At 61.5% G+C, this 15,828-nt stretch carries 19 protein-coding genes; 10 read left to right on the top strand and 9 right to left on the bottom strand.

Annotated features, from left to right (window positions below; all coding sequences use genetic code 11):
* Positions 1-31 precede the first annotated feature (31 nt).
* Positions 32-397 (top strand): 5-carboxymethyl-2-hydroxymuconate Delta-isomerase, encoded by a 366-nt coding sequence (locus tag JFU48_RS29780; protein WP_003222593.1) that lies wholly within the window; start codon positions 32-34, stop codon positions 395-397.
* A gap of 3 nt (positions 398-400) precedes the next feature.
* Here JFU48_RS29780 and JFU48_RS29775 read toward each other — a convergent pair whose 3' ends face one another.
* Complete coding sequence (locus JFU48_RS29775) at positions 401-1,336, bottom strand: LysR family transcriptional regulator (RefSeq protein ID WP_045122326.1); 936 nt, start codon at positions 1,334-1,336, stop codon at positions 401-403.
* A 199-nt stretch (positions 1,337-1,535) separates the two neighbouring features.
* Complete coding sequence (locus JFU48_RS29770; RefSeq protein WP_201138481.1) at positions 1,536-2,717, bottom strand: cyanate transporter; 1,182 nt, start codon at positions 2,715-2,717, stop codon at positions 1,536-1,538.
* A 267-nt stretch (positions 2,718-2,984) separates the two neighbouring features.
* Between JFU48_RS29770 and rnd the strand changes: the two genes are divergently transcribed.
* The 3 genes from rnd (at position 2,985) to JFU48_RS29755 (ending at position 5,459) form a co-directional block, all read left to right on the top strand.
* Entirely contained in the window at positions 2,985-4,118 is a 1,134-nt protein-coding gene (gene rnd, locus JFU48_RS29765) for a ribonuclease D (protein ID WP_103485622.1), read from the top strand.
* On the top strand, positions 4,115-4,408 hold the full coding sequence (locus JFU48_RS29760) for a YcgL domain-containing protein (RefSeq protein ID WP_201138480.1): 294 nt from the start codon (positions 4,115-4,117) through the stop codon (positions 4,406-4,408). The genes rnd and JFU48_RS29760 overlap by 4 nt, the downstream gene beginning before the upstream one ends.
* A 118-nt stretch (positions 4,409-4,526) precedes the next feature.
* Positions 4,527-5,459: a D-2-hydroxyacid dehydrogenase gene (locus JFU48_RS29755; RefSeq protein WP_003222601.1), complete on the top strand. Its 933-nt coding sequence runs from the start codon at positions 4,527-4,529 to the stop codon at positions 5,457-5,459.
* Positions 5,460-5,583: 124 nt separating this feature from the next.
* Here the strand turns inward: JFU48_RS29755 and JFU48_RS29750 are convergent, their stop codons facing one another.
* On the bottom strand, positions 5,584-6,177 hold the full coding sequence (locus JFU48_RS29750; RefSeq protein ID WP_003222603.1) for a nitroreductase family protein: 594 nt from the start codon (positions 6,175-6,177) through the stop codon (positions 5,584-5,586).
* Between the two features lie 165 nt (positions 6,178-6,342).
* Here JFU48_RS29750 and JFU48_RS29745 point away from each other — a divergent pair, with 165 nt between their 5' ends.
* On the top strand, positions 6,343-6,792 hold the full coding sequence (locus JFU48_RS29745) for a YcgN family cysteine cluster protein (protein WP_064586443.1): 450 nt from the start codon (positions 6,343-6,345) through the stop codon (positions 6,790-6,792).
* Positions 6,793-6,827: 35 nt separating this feature from the next.
* Entirely contained in the window at positions 6,828-8,057 is a 1,230-nt protein-coding gene (locus tag JFU48_RS29740) for a hypothetical protein (protein WP_201138479.1), read from the top strand.
* Between the two features lie 354 nt (positions 8,058-8,411).
* Here JFU48_RS29740 and JFU48_RS29735 read toward each other — a convergent pair whose 3' ends face one another.
* The 4 genes from JFU48_RS29735 to JFU48_RS29720 form a co-directional block, all read right to left on the bottom strand.
* Positions 8,412-8,789, bottom strand: coding sequence for a YgaP family membrane protein (locus JFU48_RS29735; RefSeq protein WP_003222608.1), 378 nt, complete (start codon positions 8,787-8,789; stop codon positions 8,412-8,414).
* 82 nt (positions 8,790-8,871) lie between these two features.
* Positions 8,872-9,342 carry an RNA methyltransferase gene (locus tag JFU48_RS29730; RefSeq protein WP_007911337.1) on the bottom strand — a complete coding sequence of 157 codons (471 nt, stop codon included), beginning with the start codon at positions 9,340-9,342 and terminating at the stop codon, positions 8,872-8,874.
* A gap of 192 nt (positions 9,343-9,534) precedes the next feature.
* Positions 9,535-9,906: a YajD family HNH nuclease gene (locus tag JFU48_RS29725; protein WP_003222612.1), complete on the bottom strand. Its 372-nt coding sequence runs from the start codon at positions 9,904-9,906 to the stop codon at positions 9,535-9,537.
* Positions 9,907-9,955: 49 nt separating this feature from the next.
* On the bottom strand, positions 9,956-10,642 hold the full coding sequence (locus tag JFU48_RS29720) for a spermidine synthase (RefSeq protein WP_003222615.1): 687 nt from the start codon (positions 10,640-10,642) through the stop codon (positions 9,956-9,958).
* Positions 10,643-10,722: 80 nt separating this feature from the next.
* On the opposite strand from JFU48_RS29720, the gene JFU48_RS29715 reads away from it, so the two are divergent.
* Positions 10,723-11,007, top strand: a complete 285-nt coding sequence (locus JFU48_RS29715; RefSeq protein WP_103484421.1) for a hypothetical protein — start codon at positions 10,723-10,725, stop codon at positions 11,005-11,007.
* Here JFU48_RS29715 and JFU48_RS29710 read toward each other — a convergent pair.
* A complete protein-coding gene (locus JFU48_RS29710) occupies positions 11,004-11,477 on the bottom strand; it encodes a cyclic nucleotide-binding domain-containing protein (RefSeq protein WP_103484422.1) in 474 nt (157 codons plus the stop codon). The genes JFU48_RS29715 and JFU48_RS29710 overlap by 4 nt on opposite strands.
* A gap of 202 nt (positions 11,478-11,679) precedes the next feature.
* Positions 11,680-13,734: a S9 family peptidase gene (locus JFU48_RS29705; protein WP_201138478.1), complete on the bottom strand. Its 2,055-nt coding sequence runs from the start codon at positions 13,732-13,734 to the stop codon at positions 11,680-11,682.
* Positions 13,735-13,960: 226 nt separating this feature from the next.
* Between JFU48_RS29705 and JFU48_RS29700 the strand changes: the two genes are divergently transcribed.
* From JFU48_RS29700 to JFU48_RS29690, 3 genes are read left to right on the top strand one after another with little or no spacing between them, the layout of a single operon-like run.
* Positions 13,961-14,458 (top strand): hypothetical protein, encoded by a 498-nt coding sequence (locus tag JFU48_RS29700; RefSeq protein ID WP_007969598.1) that lies wholly within the window; start codon positions 13,961-13,963, stop codon positions 14,456-14,458.
* A gap of 16 nt (positions 14,459-14,474) precedes the next feature.
* On the top strand, positions 14,475-15,251 hold the full coding sequence (locus tag JFU48_RS29695; protein ID WP_003222625.1) for a class II glutamine amidotransferase: 777 nt from the start codon (positions 14,475-14,477) through the stop codon (positions 15,249-15,251).
* Between the two features lie 14 nt (positions 15,252-15,265).
* A complete protein-coding gene (locus JFU48_RS29690) occupies positions 15,266-15,808 on the top strand; it encodes a DUF2937 family protein (protein WP_003222626.1) in 543 nt (180 codons plus the stop codon).
* Positions 15,809-15,828 lie beyond the last annotated feature (20 nt).

The raw sequence follows: 15,828 nt of genomic DNA, 5'->3' as shown, positions 1-15,828 counted from the left end.
GACCTTTCTGCCGACTGACTGGAGCACTTGAATGCCACACCTGCATTTGGAATACACCGCCAATCTGCCGCAACTCAATGCCGACGTGGCGTTGATCCGGCTCAACAATACGCTGGTGGGTTCTGGTCAGTTCGCAGCGGAATTCGACATCAAGAGTCGCGCAGTCAAAGTCGAAACCTTCAAGGTCGGCACCGGCATGGGCGAGCGCGCCTTCGTTCATGTGAAGCTGGCGCTGCTCAGCGGTCGTTCGCCGCAGATCAAGAAGCAGCTCTCGGAGAGCCTGCTGGCGGTGTTGCAGGATCTGTGCGAGTGGCCGGCCGGGGTCGAAGTGCAGTTGTGCGTGGAGTTGCTCGATATCGACCGCGATTCCTATACCAAGACCGCCATCGGCGTGTAGGACTCAGGCTGCTTCCAGCTCACTGCACACCTTGATCACCTGCTCGCGCAGCCAGACGTTGGCGCTGTCCTGATCGGCGTTCTGGCTCCACTGCATGTCGAGGGTGAATCCTGGCAGGCCGTTCGGCGCCTCGCAGTGATTGAACACCGCGTCGTTGGTCAGCAGGCGCTGGATGCGCCGGGGCAGGGTGAGGATGAAGTCGGTCCCGGTAATCATCTTCAATGCCGCGCTGTAGCTGTTGGAGCGCGCGACGATCTGCCGCTTTTGCGCCTGACGCGCCAGCCAGCCGTCGACCATGTTGGTGGTGGAGGTCCACGGTGTCGGGAACACGTGCCGCCGTTCGGTGAAGGCCTGCAGACTCAGCCGCGGTTCCAGCGGCGTGGCGCGTTTGTCGAAGACACAGACCAGATCATCTTCCAGCAGCATTCGAGACTTGAGGTCGGTGTGGCTGCGGTGGAAGTTGGGACCGAAACAGATCACCAGATCGAGGCTGCCGTCGCGCAATTCGTCAGCAGGCACGTCGGTCTCGAACTTGTGCATGTTGACCACCACCGGCAAATCGTCGAAGTCGAAACGCTTCAACAGGCGCGGCAACACCAGTTGCTCGAAGTATTCCGGGGCGCAGATATTGAAGGTCACCGCTTGCCGGGTCGGATCGAAGACCGGGGCGCCGGCGTGGCACAGGTTGATGCTTTCGAGGATCTTCTGCACATGGCCGTACATGGTGCCGGCCTTGTAGGTAGGACGCATGCCCGTGCGGGTGTTGATGAACAACTCGTCTTCGAAACTGGTGCGCAATTTTTTCAGGCAGTAGCTGACAGTGGACTGGCTGACGCACAGTGTCTCCGAGACATCCGTGACGCTGCTTTGCTCATACACGGCGATAAACACCATGAGGTCCTGCATGTCGAGCTTTCGAAGCAAGTTACTGTTCAGCATCCGTTCCGTCTCGCTGTGCTCCTTGCGCTGAATCCGCGCAAACGTGTGCGCATGATCGTAGCGGAACGATGGTGCCAGGACAAAGCCCTGTAGGACGTTTCAATGTCGCCAGTGGGACAGAAACTTTTAGCAACACGACGTCGGCAAATAAACCGCAAAAAGATGGCAACAAGCCTCTAGCCCGGCGATGGTATTTGGTTCAGCGGATGTGTCGGGCGTAGTGCCGAGGGTCAAAGCGCAGCACTATCAGCAACATCATCAACATCACTGCAGTCAGCGACCACCAGGCCCATTCGAAGCTGCCGAGCCGGTCGCGGATCATTCCGGCCAGCAGCGGCGAAAGCCCGGCGATCAAGTAGCCGATGCCTTGCACGAACGCGGTCAGGCTGCCGGCACGCTGCGGGTGGTCGAGGTGATCGAGCGAGACGATCAGGCTCATCGGGAACAAGCCGCCAATCCCCAGCCCCAGCAGGCACGGCCACAGCAGGCTGAGGTGTTGCGGGCTGAGGATCAGTCCGCAGAAGCCGCCGATGATCAGCAGCAGCAACCCTGCCAGAACTGCCCGTCGATCACGGCTGCGGTTAGCGATGGCCGGCGTCACCAGCCCGGAAATCACCTCCATGGCCGTCAGAAAACCCAGCAGCAGCCCGGCCTGTTGTTCGCTCCAGCCTTGTTCCACGTAGTACGGCGCCAGCCAGGCGAGTACGCAGGTGTAGGACGCCGTGCCGAGGCCGAAGAAGATAGCGAGCAGCCAGGCGCGGGAATTACGCGTGAAGGATTCTTTTCCTACAGGCATGTTCTGGATGGATGACGGGGGCGACTGTGTCCACCAGACCAGCAACGCGAGCAAGGCCAGTGCTGCCCAGATCGCCAGGCCTGTGCGCCAGCTGCCGGTCTGCACCAGCACCAGTGGCGAAAATGAGGCGGCCAGCGCGGCGCCGCCCATGATCGACGTGACATACAGGCCCATGCACAGCGCCACGTGGTCAGGGAAGCGTGATTTGATCAGCGCGGGCATCAAGGCCTGAATCAGGGCGATACCCATCCCGGCCAGCACCGCGCTGCCAATCAACTGCGGTGCCGAATCGAGCACCAGTCGCGACAGTGTCGCCAGACCGATAATCCATAGCGACAGGATCACCGTGCGTTGCTCGCCCAGCCGGCGGCTGATGCCGATGCCGAAAAACATCGCCAGCCCCATCGCCATCACCGGCAGCATGGTCAGCAGCGAAGCGACGCTGAAGCTCAGCGGGATATCGCCGCGAATCGCCGACAGCAACGGCCCGACGGCGGCCATGGAGGGGCGCAGATTGAGCGCGACGAGGATGATGCCGATCATCAGCCAGACAGCGGGGCGGGAGGTAGCGCGGACGTTTTCCATCGGTAGACTCTGGATTGCGGAGGCTATCGATTAGGCCGCGGCCACGCGGTGCGGACAAATCAGATTTCCCGAGTGTTATTTAAAAACTAAATACCGCTCTTCTGGTAACGCGTCATGGATCGTTAAGCTCGGATTAATCTTGCGAACCTCGCTGTAAGACTATTCTTTCTCTCTGGCAGGACATTTCGTTACAGCTCTGGCCCAGCGCAGGCGCGTAAAACGCCGGCGGCGATATATACTGCGCGCCATTCTTCAAGGGAGAGCCGTGTGGCCATCGATATTCACTGGATTCGCGACAACGAAAGCCTCGCGCAGTTTTGCGCCGAGTGGCAGCAGCTGCCGTTCGTTGCCCTCGACACCGAATTCATGCGGGTCGACACCTTCTACCCGATTGCCGGTTTGTTGCAGGTCGGCGACGGCAAACGCGCCTACCTGATCGATCCGCTGACCATCGACGCCTGGCAACCGCTGGCGGCGTTGCTGGAAAATCCGGCGGTGCTCAAAGTCCTGCACGCCTGCAGCGAAGACCTCGAAGTGCTGTTGCGTCTGACCGGCAGCCTGCCGGCGCCGTTGTTCGATACTCAATTGGCAGCGGCTTACCTGAACCTCGGGTTCTCGATGGGCTATTCGCGGCTGGTGCAGGAAGTGCTCGGTATCGAGCTGCCGAAGGGCGAAACCCGTTCCGACTGGTTGCAGCGCCCGTTGTCCGACACTCAAGTCAGCTACGCCGCTGAAGATGCGGTGCATCTGGCGGAAGTTTTCGTACAACTGCGACCGAAACTGTCCGACGACAAATTCGCCTGGGTGCTGGAGGATGGCGCTGAACTGGTGGCCAACCTGCGCCGCGAGACCGACCCATACGAGGTCTATCGCGAGGCCAAACTGGCGTGGAAACTGTCCCGTGCGCAACTGGCTGTGCTGCGTGAACTCTGCGCCTGGCGTGAGCGTGAAGCCCGCGCGCGCAATCTGCCGCGCAACCGCATCGTCCGTGAACATTCGCTGTGGCCGCTGGCCCGCACGCAACCGGACAACCTCGCCGCGCTGGGCAAGATCGAAGACATGCACCCGCGTACCGTGCGTCAGGACGGCGAATTTCTGCTTGATCTGATCAAGCGCTCTGGCAGTGTGGGGCCTGATCAATGGCCGCCAGCGGTGCCGGAGCCATTGCCGGTCGAAGCGGCGGCGCTGATCAAGCAACTGCGCGCCCTCGGCCAGGCCGAGGCCGAACGCCTGGGCATCGCGCCGGAACTGATGCTGCGCAAGAAAACCCTCGAAGCGCTGGTCAAAAGCGGCTTCCCCGAGGGCCCTTATCAATTGCCTGAGTCGCTGCGTGGCTGGCGCCGCGAACTCATGGGCCAGAAGCTGCTGGACAGCCTGGCCACCGCCGGAGAACAGCCTTGAAACGTATTTGCTCCATTTACCAAAGCTCGAAGAAACCCGGGATGTATCTTTACGTGCTCAAGAGCGATGCTCTGGAGCGCGTGCCCGAAGCGCTGATGGCGGCCTTCGGCAAGGCGAAGCATTCCTTTGACCTGGTGCTGACCCCTGAGCGCACGCTGGCGCGCGAGGACATCGTCGTGGTCCTGGAAAACCTCGACAAGCAGGGCTATCACCTGCAAATGCCACCGGCCGAGGACGAGTACATCGAACACCTGCCCGAAGAGTTGCTGCGACGCAACGACCCGGTCTGATCTGCGAGGCCCTGTTCTGGGCCTCTTGCCACCCTGGAACTGATTTTACGGCGACGACCGCCACGAAGGAGCACGGCTCTTTCGGCGGTTGCCTGCACGGTTTGCGAAAGGTTTGAAGATGCGCGTTCTGATTGCTGAACACGACCACGCGGTGTACGCCCGGCTGCTGCGTCAGGCGGCCCCCGAACTTGAAGTACTGACCAGTGGCGACTCTGCCGAACTGGCCCGTCAGGCTGCCGATTGCCCGGTGTGGCTGGGGCAGCCGGATCTGCTGGCGACCCTGCTGCGTCAGGGCCACCAGCCGCAATGGCTGCAATCGACCTGGGCCGGCATCACGCCGCTGCTCGCCGACGGCTTGCGCCGCGATTACCGCCTGACCCGTGCGGTGGGGATCTTCGGTCAGGTGATGGCCGAATACGTGCTGACCTACATGCTCGGTCACGAGCGGGAAGTGCTGGCGCGCCTGGTCAGCCAGGTCGAGCGCAAGTGGGACAACCGCACCGGCCAGAGCCTGGTCGGGCGCAAGGTGCTGATCGTCGGCACCGGCGATATCGGCCAGAGCGTGGCGCAGTTCCTGTTGCCGTTTGGCGTCGAGCTGTACGGCATCGCCAGCAGCGCGCGCGAGCAGGCGCCGTTTGTCGAGGTCGGCTCGATGGCGGATCTGCCACGGCTGGTGGGCGCGGTCGATTACGTGGTCAACCTGCTGCCGAACACCGAGCACACCCACGACATTTACGACGCGGCGCTGTTCAAGCAATTCAAACCGACCGGGCTGTTCATCAACGTCGGACGCGGCGTGGCAGTGGTCGATGCGGATCTGGTGGAAGCCTTGAAGGAAGGGCATCTGGCGGGCGCGGTGATCGACGTCTGCCGTCAGGAGCCGTTGCCACAACGCCATCCGTTCTGGACCGCCTGGGGCTTGTTGCTCACCGGGCACAGCTCGGCACCGACGTCGCCGGCGTTGATGGTGCAATTGTTCGTCGAGAATCTGAAGGCGTATCAGGCGGGTGAAGCGTTGCGCGGGGAAGTGGATTTCAACCGCGGATATTAAATCCACCGCGATACCTGTAGGAGTGAGCCTGCTCGCGATGGCGTAGTGTCAGTCGACATTGATGTTGTCTGACACTACGCCATCGCGAGCAGGCTCACTCCTACAGTGGTTTTTGCATGCTGGCTTACAGGGTGAAGTTGCCTTCAGCCACCAACTCGCTCAGCGGACGACGCGGGCTCGGCGTTTCACGGGCCTGCAGGTACTCGGCCAGCGTCGCCTTGTCGCCCAGCTTGCCGACAGCGACCGCCGCGTGCAGCGCATAACCTTCCGGAATATTCAGCTCCTTGCGGGTCAGCTCCTGATCGAAGCCGGCCATGCCGTGGGTGTGCCAGCCGCTGATGCTCGCTTGCAGCGCCAGGTGGCCCCAGGCCGAACCGGTGTCGAAGGTGTGCCACAGCGCCGGGGTTTCTTCGCTGGCGCCGGGGGCGGTGAAGGTGGTTTTCGAAATCACGATCACCAATGCCGATGCGTGTTGCGCCCAGCTGCGGTTGAACTCGTTCAGCAGACCCAGGAAGCGCTCCCAGTTCGGCGTATCACGGCGCGCATACAGAAAGCGCCACGGCTGCGAGTTGTAGGCCGATGGGGCCCAGCGTGCGGCTTCGAAGAAGCTCAGCAGGGTTTCTTCCGGGATCGCTTCGCCGGTGAAGGCGCGGGGCGACCAGCGCTCGGTGAACTGCGGGTGAATGGCGTAATCGGCAACGCGAGGGTTGGCACTCATCGAAAGATTCCTTGCTGTGTTTGAGTCATGAATTCGTGGCAAAACCCTACTGGGCGGCGATTCGCCTGACAAGCGGGATTTACCGACAGTCGCCAGCGCTTGGCCCGCAAGGCCGTGGGCACTAGACTGGCGGCCTTTTCACCACCTGATGTTGATGCTTGAGCCATGGCCGCCAAAGTCGAACCGTTCTGGAAACGCAAAACCCTCGATCAACTGGATCACGAGGAATGGGAATCGCTGTGCGACGGCTGCGGTCTGTGCTGCCTGCAGAAACTCGAGGATGAAGAAGACAACAGCGTCTATTACACACGCATCGCCTGCAAACTGCTGGACCTGAAAACCTGCCAGTGCAGCGACTACCCGAATCGCATCCAGTTTGTCCCGGACTGCATCCAGCTCACTCCGGGCCAGGCCGAAGAATTCAAATGGCTGCCGCCGACCTGCGGTTATCGTCTGGTCAGCGAAGGCAAGGACCTGCCGCTGTGGCACCACCTGGTGTGCGGCGACCGTGACGCGGTGCACCACGAACGGATTTCCCAGTCCGGGCGCATGCTCGCCGAAGGCAGCGTGCCGGAGGATGACTGGGAAGATCACCTGATTTTCCGCGCCGGTTAAGCACCAAGGGTTCCAGGATTCAACAAGGAGTGTGTATGGCTGGGGGATTGCTGCGGGCATCGCTGATCGGTCTGCTGGCGCTAAGCGCGCCAGTGTGGGCGGCAAAGAAAGTCGATCTGGATTACCACGTACGCCTGCTGCCGCAAAGCGATCAGGCCGAAGTGAGCCTGACCCTGGCCAAAGGTGACGCGGTGCGCAGTCTCGATTTCGACCTCGGCGACGGCAGCCACTACAGCGACTTCAAGGCCGACGGCCAGTGGCAGTTGACCCCGGGTAAACAGGCACGTGGCCTGTGGCGTCCGAGTGGCGACAAGCCCAGCCTGACTTACCGCGTCAGCATCAGCCACGGCCGCAAGAGCGGCAGCTTCGACACGCGCATGACCCCGAACTGGGCTTTGCTGCGCGGTGATGACCTGGTGCCGCCGGCCAGGCTCGATCAGCAGGATGGCGTCGAGCTGGTGTCGCGCCTGCAATTCGAACTGCCCAACGGCTGGCAAAGCGTCGAAACCGCTTGGCCGCGCATCGGCAAGAACAAATTCCGCATCGACAACCCTTCACGGCTGTTCGACCGTCCGACCGGCTGGATGCTCGCCGGTCACCTCGGCAGCCGCCGCACGCGCCTGGGAGAAACCGAAGTCACCGTGGCCTCGCCGCAAGGGCAGGGCATGCGCCGCATGGATGTGCTGACGCTGCTGACGTTCATCTGGCCGCAGGTGCAGGCCGTGTATCCACGGCATCCGAGCAAGCTGTTGATCGTCGGCGCCAACGACCCGATGTGGCGCGGCAGTCTGGGTGCGCACGAATCGATCTACTTGAACACGCGTCTGCCGCTGGTCAGCGAGAGTGGCAGCAGTGCGCTGGTGCGTGAGCTGGCGCAGGTGTTCGGCCGGATCAACGACGAGCATCGCAGCGACTGGATCAGTGAAGGGTTTGCCGAGTATTACGCGATCGAACTGGTACGCCGTGCCGGTGGCATGAGCGATGAGCGCTATCAGGCGTTACAGGCGAAGCTGAACAGGGAAAGTCAGAAAGTCACGACCCTGCGCGGCGAACAGATCAGCCCGGCGCAAGTTGCCAAAGCGGTGGTTGTGCTGCAGGAACTCGATCGCGAGATTCGCTTGAAGACGCGCAACAAGCGTTCGCTGGATGATGTGTTGCGCGGGGCGATGCATCTCGGGACGGTGGACACCAAGGCGTTTGTGCAACTGGCCGAGAGTGTTCTGGGCGAATCCTCGAAAGTTCTCGATAGCGCATTGCTTCAGTAATACCGCCTTCGCGAGCAAGCCCGCTCCCACATTTGATCGCATTCCAACTGACGGAATCCGGTTCAAAGTGGGAGCGGGCTTGCTCGCGAAGAGGCCAGAAGCCTCAACGAAAATCTCGAATCAAACCCCGGTTTTTGGTGATTTCACCGAAGATCGCATTCCAACTGACGGAATCCGGTTCAAAGTGGGAGCGGGCTTGCTCGCGAAGAGGCCAGAAGCCTCAACGAAAATCTCGAATCAAACCCCGGTTTTTGGTGATTTCACCGAAGATCGCATTCCAACTGACGGAATCCGGTTCAATGTGGGAGCGGGCTTGCTCGCGAAGAGGCCAGAAGCCTCAACGAAGATCTCGAATCAAACCCCGGCTTTTGGTGATTTCACCGAATCATTGCCAGTCACCGTGGCCGTGCTGGTCGCTGCCTCGGCATTGGCCTTGAGCTTGCTCAATTCTTCCCCGGCCCGTTCGATCTTCGCCCGGACGTTGTTCATGTCCTCGCGGCTTTTTTCCAGCAGGCTTTTCATCGAGCTGTGCCCGGTGATGCCACGGGCCATTGCCACGCCGCCAATCGCCACCTGAATCAGACCGAACACGCCGCCACGGCGCAGGCCCTTGCCGACCATGATCACGCCACCGGCCAGCGAGCCGATGCGCTCCCAGCCCTGAACGTTCTGCTCGGTCGGGCTCTGGAACGGGGTGGAATCGATACGTTGGACGCGTTTGAGTTCGGTCATGATCTGTCTCCCAGGCAATGTGCAATAGATAGATAAGCTGACTGCCGCAGCGGCCGGCTCGTTCCATCGGATGTGCGACGTTTCAGCGGAATTTCGGACCGGAGCGAGTATTCAGGCCCTTGGCCATGCGGTCGTAGAGCACGACGTTGACCGTCGCCGCCAGGTTCATGCAGCCGGTGGTCGGGATGTACACGACGTCTTCGCACCAGTCGCGGATCTCTTTATCCAGCGAGCCGTCTTCCGGGCCGAAGATATACAGCGCACGGTCCGGGTGGGTGTATTCCGGCAGCGGGCGGGCGCCCTCGACCAGTTCCACGGCGACCGGGACGCAGTTGAGCGGGAGGATCTTTTTCAGGTCGTCGATGCCGATCAGCGGGATGTCGTAGTGCACGCGCTTGGTATCGGTGACGAAATCGGCGGCGCGTTCATAACGCTTGCCGGTGTAAAACACCGACGCCACGCCGTAACAGCCTGCGGCGCGCATCACCGAACCGACGTTCTCCGGTGATTTGGGGTTGTACAAACCAATGCAGCTGTAACGTTTGTCTGCCACGAGCGGGGTGCCTTCGGGAAAAAGAGGGCGATTATACGGGGATTGGGCAGTTGTGGTCAGATCAAGGATTACCGGTGCCCGAACGGCCGCCTTCGCGAGCAAGCTCGCTCCCACAGTGGTTTTGTGTATGACACCGATCCAGTGTGGGAGCGAGCTTGCTCGCGAAGGGGCCAGTCGGGCCAATGAAGAACTTTAATCTTCTTTCTTCATCAGCCCGGCGAGGGCGGCAAACGGATTATGCGTGGCCTTGGCGATTTTCGGCGTGCTCAGCGAGCCGTCGCCGAAATATTGCTGGTCGGTGTAGCGCGAGTGTTCGTTGTCGTGGCAATACAGGCACAACAGTTCCCAGTTCGAGCCGTCCTGCGGGTTGTTGTCGTGGTTGTGATCGCGGTGGTGCACGGTCAGTTCGCTCAGACGCTTGCCGGAAAACTCACGAGCGCAGCGGCCGCAGACGTGCGGATACATCTTCAGGGCCTTGTCGCGGTAGCCCATTTCCTTGTCGCGCTGATTGTCGGCAAGGATGCGATCGAGCTTCGACGTGTTGGTCGGGGTGGACGAACTCATGGGTTCACCTTTGTAAAAAGACTAATGACGGTTATGTGCAGAGTTTAGCTCAGCCCTTGAGCTTCTCGGCAATCCAGATCGTGTGGCGGGTGCCCTTGTTGCCGTGGGCGAAAACCTGCACTTCCTCGGCCTTGAAACCGGCCTTCTTCAATTTGTCGGAAAACTGCCGGTCGGCGCTGGCCGACCACACCGCCAGCACACCCTTGGGCCGCAGGGCTTTGGCGCAGGCGTTCAGGCCGGCGGCGGAGTACAGCCAGCTGTTGGCTTTCTGCGTCAGGCCTTCGGGGCCGTTGTCGACGTCGAGCATGATCGCGTCGAAGCCGTTCGGCTCGCTTTGCAACACTTTGGCCACGTCGTCCTGACGGATCACCGTGCGCGGATCGAGCAACGGTCGCCCAGACTTTTCACCGAGCGGCCCGCGATTCCACTCGACCACGCCGGGCACCAGTTCGGCGACCACCACTTCGGCACCCTTGCCCAGATGTTTGAGCGCCGAGGCAAGGGTGAAACCCATGCCCAAACCGCCGATCAACACCCGCGAATTCGGCCGGCCGGCGACCTTGCGGCAAGGGATCTCGGCCAGTGCATCTTCCGAACCGTGCATGCGTGTGTTCATCAATTGCCCGCCGTCGCCGCCCTGGATCTTGATGACGAAATCCTCGCCATACTCGAACAGGCACAGAGCGCCACCGTTGTCAGGGATCGGCGTGGTGTCGAGCAGAACGAAACGTTTCATGGAAATCTCTACAAAGGGGAAGGCAAGCAGGCCCGTTGGGAGTAGCCTGAGCGCAGACTAAAGGCCAAACGGAGCCCTTGATGAAGCGCACCATTCTAACGGTCATTGCCCTGGCCGCGCTCTCGATTACTGCAGTGCAGGCGCAGCAGACCATTCCGGTCAGCCCGACGCCGCAACCCGGCTCACCCGGCACCGCCACGCCGACGCCGTATCCGCAAATCACCCCGATCAGCGCACCGAAGGCCGGTGCCGGCAGTGGCAGCCCGCCGCTGGTGCCGATCGAAATGCCTAGCCCGCCGAGCAAGGATCAAGCGGTGCCGGGCATCGAACCGAGCGGCACCAAGGTCAAATCCCCGGGCGGTTAAATCTGTTGCGCCGCGAGTTGGCCGTCAGCCATGCGCAGGCGTTTGGAGAGGGACACGGCAAGGGCGCGGATGATCTTGGCGGCGATCTTCGGTGCGTCGTTGAGCATCTTTTCCAGCGAATCCTTGCCCAGATTGAGCAACTGACAGTTGCTCGCGGCGACGCAGGTCGCCGAACGGCGCTCGCCATCCAGCACGGCCATTTCCCCGAACGCCCGACCGCTGCGCAGGGTGGCCATGGTGATGACCTGGCCGTCGGGGCCAGTCTTCTGCACGGCGACCTGACCGGTGTGGAGGATGCACATGAAACTGCCGGCATCGCCCTCACGGAAAATCGCTTCGCCCTCCGCCACGGTGCTGATGCTGAAGTAGCCCGAGGCTGCGGCAAAGTCCGCCAGTTGCAATTGATCGAACAGGCCACAGTCCATCAGCCAGTCGCGAATTTCGTTGTTCAGCAGGGTGGGTTCTGACATGTCATTGCGGTCTTTATTGTTTTCACATTTTCAAGGCACTACACGGGCCCTTGTAGGAGTGAGCCTGCTCGCGATAGCGGTCTGTCATTCACATCACCGGTGACTGATACACCGCTATCGCGAGCAGGCTCACTCCTACAGGATCTGTGGTGTATCGGCCCCTTGGGTCTGGAGTTAAGACCCAAGTGACCGACGGAGTTCCTCAGGCCAGGCCCAAAACCTTGAACACAAACGCATATTCGAGCGCTACGTCACGTAATCCCTGATAACGCCCGCTCATTCCGCCATGCCCGGCACCGAGTTCGGTCTTGAGCAGCAGCAGATTGTTGTCGGTCTTGGTCGCGCGCAATTTCGCCACCCACTTGGCCGCTTCCCAGTACTGCACGCGACTGTCGTTGTAGCCGGCGATGACCAGGGTTGCCGGATAATTCTGCGCGGTGACGTTTTCGTACGGTGCATAGGCCTTGATCCGCTCGTAGACGTCCGGCTCTTCGGGGTTGCCCCACTCGTCGTATTCAGTGACGGTCAGTGGCAAGTCCGGGTCGAGCATGGTGTTGAGCACGTCGACGAACGGCACTTCGGCAATCGCCACGCCGAACAGGTCTGGACGCTGGTTCAGCACCGCGCCAATCAACAAGCCGCCAGCGCTGCCGCCACTGATCGCCAGTTTTTCAGCGGTGGTGATGCCGTTGAGGATCAGGAATTCGGCGCAGGCAATGAAGTCGCTGAAGGTGTTGTGTTTGTGTTCCTGTTTGCCGGCGCGATACCAGGCTTCGCCCAGCTCACCGCCGCCACGCACATGGGCGATGGCGAAGGCCATGCCGCGGTCCAGCAGGCTGAGGCGTGCGTGGGAGAACCACGGATCGAGGCTGGAACCGTAGGCGCCATAACCGTACAGATACAGCGGCACCGGTTTGCCGACCATCTCGCGTTTCATCACCAGGCTGATCGGCACCTGCGTGCCGTCCGGCGCGGTAGCCCACAGGCGTTGGCTGATGTAGGCGTCGGCGTCGAACGGGCCGAGCACCGGGGTTTCCTTCAGAACGGTTTGCTCGCCGCTGGCCAGCAGCAACTGCCGAACCTGCGCCGGACGGTTCAACGCCTCGTAACGCAGACGGATGCGGTCGCTCTCGAACTCCAGACTGTTCTGCACATAGAGGCTGTAGGCCGCGTCCGGCAGTTGCACGCGATACGGCGTCTGGCCTTGCGGGTGAACTTCGATGATCGGCAAACCGCCTTCGCGCAGGCTCAGGGTCATGGCCGCGGTGTTCAGCGTCACGCCGTCGAGCATCACCGTGTCGCTATGCGGGATCAGGTTCTGCCAGTCGGCTTCGCTCGGTACCGCACCGGTGTCCGGCGCCTGATACAGGGCGAAGTTGATGCCGTCGCGGTTGGTGCGGATGAACCAGGTCCACGCGCCATCCAGCACACCGTGGTCGACGTCGTATTCGTGATCCTCGACCCGTGGCGCCAGACAGGTGAAGGGCAGGTGCGGCTGATGCGCATCCAGTGCCCAGACTTCGCTGGTGGTCTTGCTGCCCAGGGTCAGCAGCAATTGCTGCTCGGAACTGGAGCGGTAGCAATGCAGGAAGAAGCGCCCGTCCGGCTCATGGAACACCTCTTCGGCGGCCGTGCCGTCGAGGCGATAGCGATACAGTTTGTGCGGGCGATGGGTGTCGTCGAGCACGCCAAAGAACAGCGTCAGGCTGTCGTTGGCCCAGGTCATGCTGCCGTCGCAGTCTTCGAACTCCAGTTCGCTGACCTTGTCGTTGGCCAGTTCCTTGACGAACAGCGTGTAGATCTCGTCGCCCGAGGCATCGACGCTGTAGGCCAGGCGCTGGTGGTCGGGGCTGATGCTGAACGCGCCGAGCGAGAAGAAACCGCCATTGGCCAGCACGTTCGGGTCGAGCAGCAGTTGTTCGCGGCTTTCATCGAGGGTCAGGCTGTCGTCAGCCGGACGCGGGCAACGGTAATGCCGGGCGTACTCGTCACCCGCCGTGGTGCGGGTGTAATACAGATACGGCCCCCAGGGCGAGGGCAGGGACAGGTCGGTCTCGAGGATCCGGCCCTTGATCTCTTCGAACAGGCTTTCGCGCAGGCCGGCCTGATCGGCGGTCTGTGCTTCCTGATAGGCGTTTTCAGCCTTGAGGTAGTCGAGCACCGCGTCGGTGTCGCGTTCCTGCAGCCAGGCATACGGGTCGGCACCGGCAGCCTTGTGGGCGATCGGGGCGCGGAGGACGTGGGCGGATTCGGGCATGGAAGGCTCTCGGACAATGTTCGGAAAAAGGGATTTCGCAGCTCTTGAAACCGCCGCAGATCTTGTAGGAGTGAGCCTGCTCGCGATAAGGCCGGCACATTCAACATCAATGTTGTCAGGCAGTCCGTCATCGCGAGCAGGCTCACTCCCACAGGTCGTGTGTCTATTGGGACAAGCCTGACGGGCGAAAAGTCGTTACTATAAGCGCCTCTTTGCCTGCCTTGCCATGGACACCATGACCGAGAACGACTATCTGATCGCCTGGGGCCTCTACGCTTTTGCCGCTGTGGGCTGCCTGTTGGTATGGATGCGCCTGACCCGCTGGATGTGGCGCTGGCTGCGCGAGCCGCTGCGGGTGCTGATGGCGGTGTTGCTGTTCAGCCCGACCATCATTGACCCGGTGAAAGCCAAGGTCGCACCGTCGATCGCCATTACCGCGCTGGATCTGGCCTTCAAGGTCGGCAACAACGCCTGGCGAGCGATTTCCGATCTGTTCATGTACGGCATGATTGCGTTCGGCATCTACCTGATTTTCGTGCTGATCCGCTTCCCGATCGAACGTGCTTCACGAGCGCGCCGCGAACAGGCCGAAGCCGCCAAGGCTGCGGCCCGTGCCGATGATCGCGACGACGATCAGCCGTTCGGTGGTGCCGGAGACGACCGTTACGGTCGCCCGCCATTGCCGAACAATCCGCAACGCATGCGCGTCGAGCCGCGTCTGTAATCACGAGAGTCAGCACATGTGTGAACTACTGGGCATGAGTGCCAACGTGCCGACCGATATCGTGTTCAGCTTCACCGGCCTGATGCAGCGCGGCGGGCGTACCGGCCCGCACCGCGACGGCTGGGGCATCGCTTTCTACGAAGGTCGCGGCTTGCGCCTGTTTCAGGACCCGGCGGCGAGTTGCGAGTCGGAAGTCGCCAACCTGGTGCAGCGCTATCCGATCAAGAGCGAAGTGGTCATCGGTCATATCCGCCAGGCCAACGTCGGCAAGGTCTGCCTGTCCAACACCCACCCGTTCGTCCGCGAACTGTGGGGTCGTAATTGGTGTTTCGCGCACAACGGCCAGCTCGCCGACTTCACCCCGATCAAGAGTTTCTACCGCCCGGTGGGCGACACCGACAGCGAAGCGGCCTTCTGCGATTTGCTCAACCGCGTGCGTGCCGCATTCCCGGAACCGGTCGATATAGAAGTGCTGCTGCCGGATCTGGTCGCCGCCTGCGCCGAATACCGTAGCAAAGGCGTGTTCAACTGCCTGCTCAGCGATGGCGACTGGCTGTTCTGCTATTGCTCGACCAAACTGGCACAGATCACCCGGCGCGCACCGTTCGGTCCGGCGCGGCTCAAGGATGTCGATGTGATCGTCGATTTCCAGGCAGAAACCACGCCCAACGATGTGGTCACGGTGATCGCCACCGAGCCTTTGACCGAAAACGAAACCTGGACCCGTTACGAACCGGGCCAATGGAGCCTGTGGCGACGCGGCGAATGCGTCAGCCAGGGCACGACCGAATAAAGGATCTCTCCTCGATGTTGCTCAGTTATCTACGGCTGGTGTTGTTTGCGGCGGGCCTGTTGATCGGTGTCCAGGTGCCGGGGTTCATCAACGATTACGCCAAACGTGTCGAAGCCCATCTGATCGAAGCGCAGACCGGTTTGCGCGGTTTCCAGGGCACCGCCGAGCAGTTCTTCAAGGGCGACTTGCAGGCGCTGGTTGCACATTACCGCGCCAGTGACGATCCGGTGTTTCGCAGCGATGCCGACAGCCTGAGCACTTTGCTCGACCGGCAGTTGGCGCTGGATAAACAGTTCCAGGCGATGCAGGGCCCGTGGTACATCCGCTTCCTGCAAGTGGTGCTGGCCGCCGACCCGGACATTCGCAAGGAAACCTGGAACGGCTACAGCTACCAGATCCTGCTGACTCCGGAAGCGATGATCTGGGGCATGAGCGGCGCGTTGCTGCTGTCGTTCGGCATCGAGTGCCTGATTCGTCTGATTGACTGGGTGGTGCTCGGTGGCCGGCGTTTGCGCCAGAGCCGGCCGATTGAAGACCGCGACGTGCGTGGTCTTTAAGGACCGCGCGATCACTGTGG

This window comes from Pseudomonas sp. TH49 (assembly GCF_016650625.1).
Lineage (GTDB): Bacteria > Pseudomonadota > Gammaproteobacteria > Pseudomonadales > Pseudomonadaceae > Aquipseudomonas > Aquipseudomonas fluorescens_H.
Note: the sequence above shows the minus strand (reverse complement) of the source record. Positions and strands in the feature narration are given on the sequence as shown.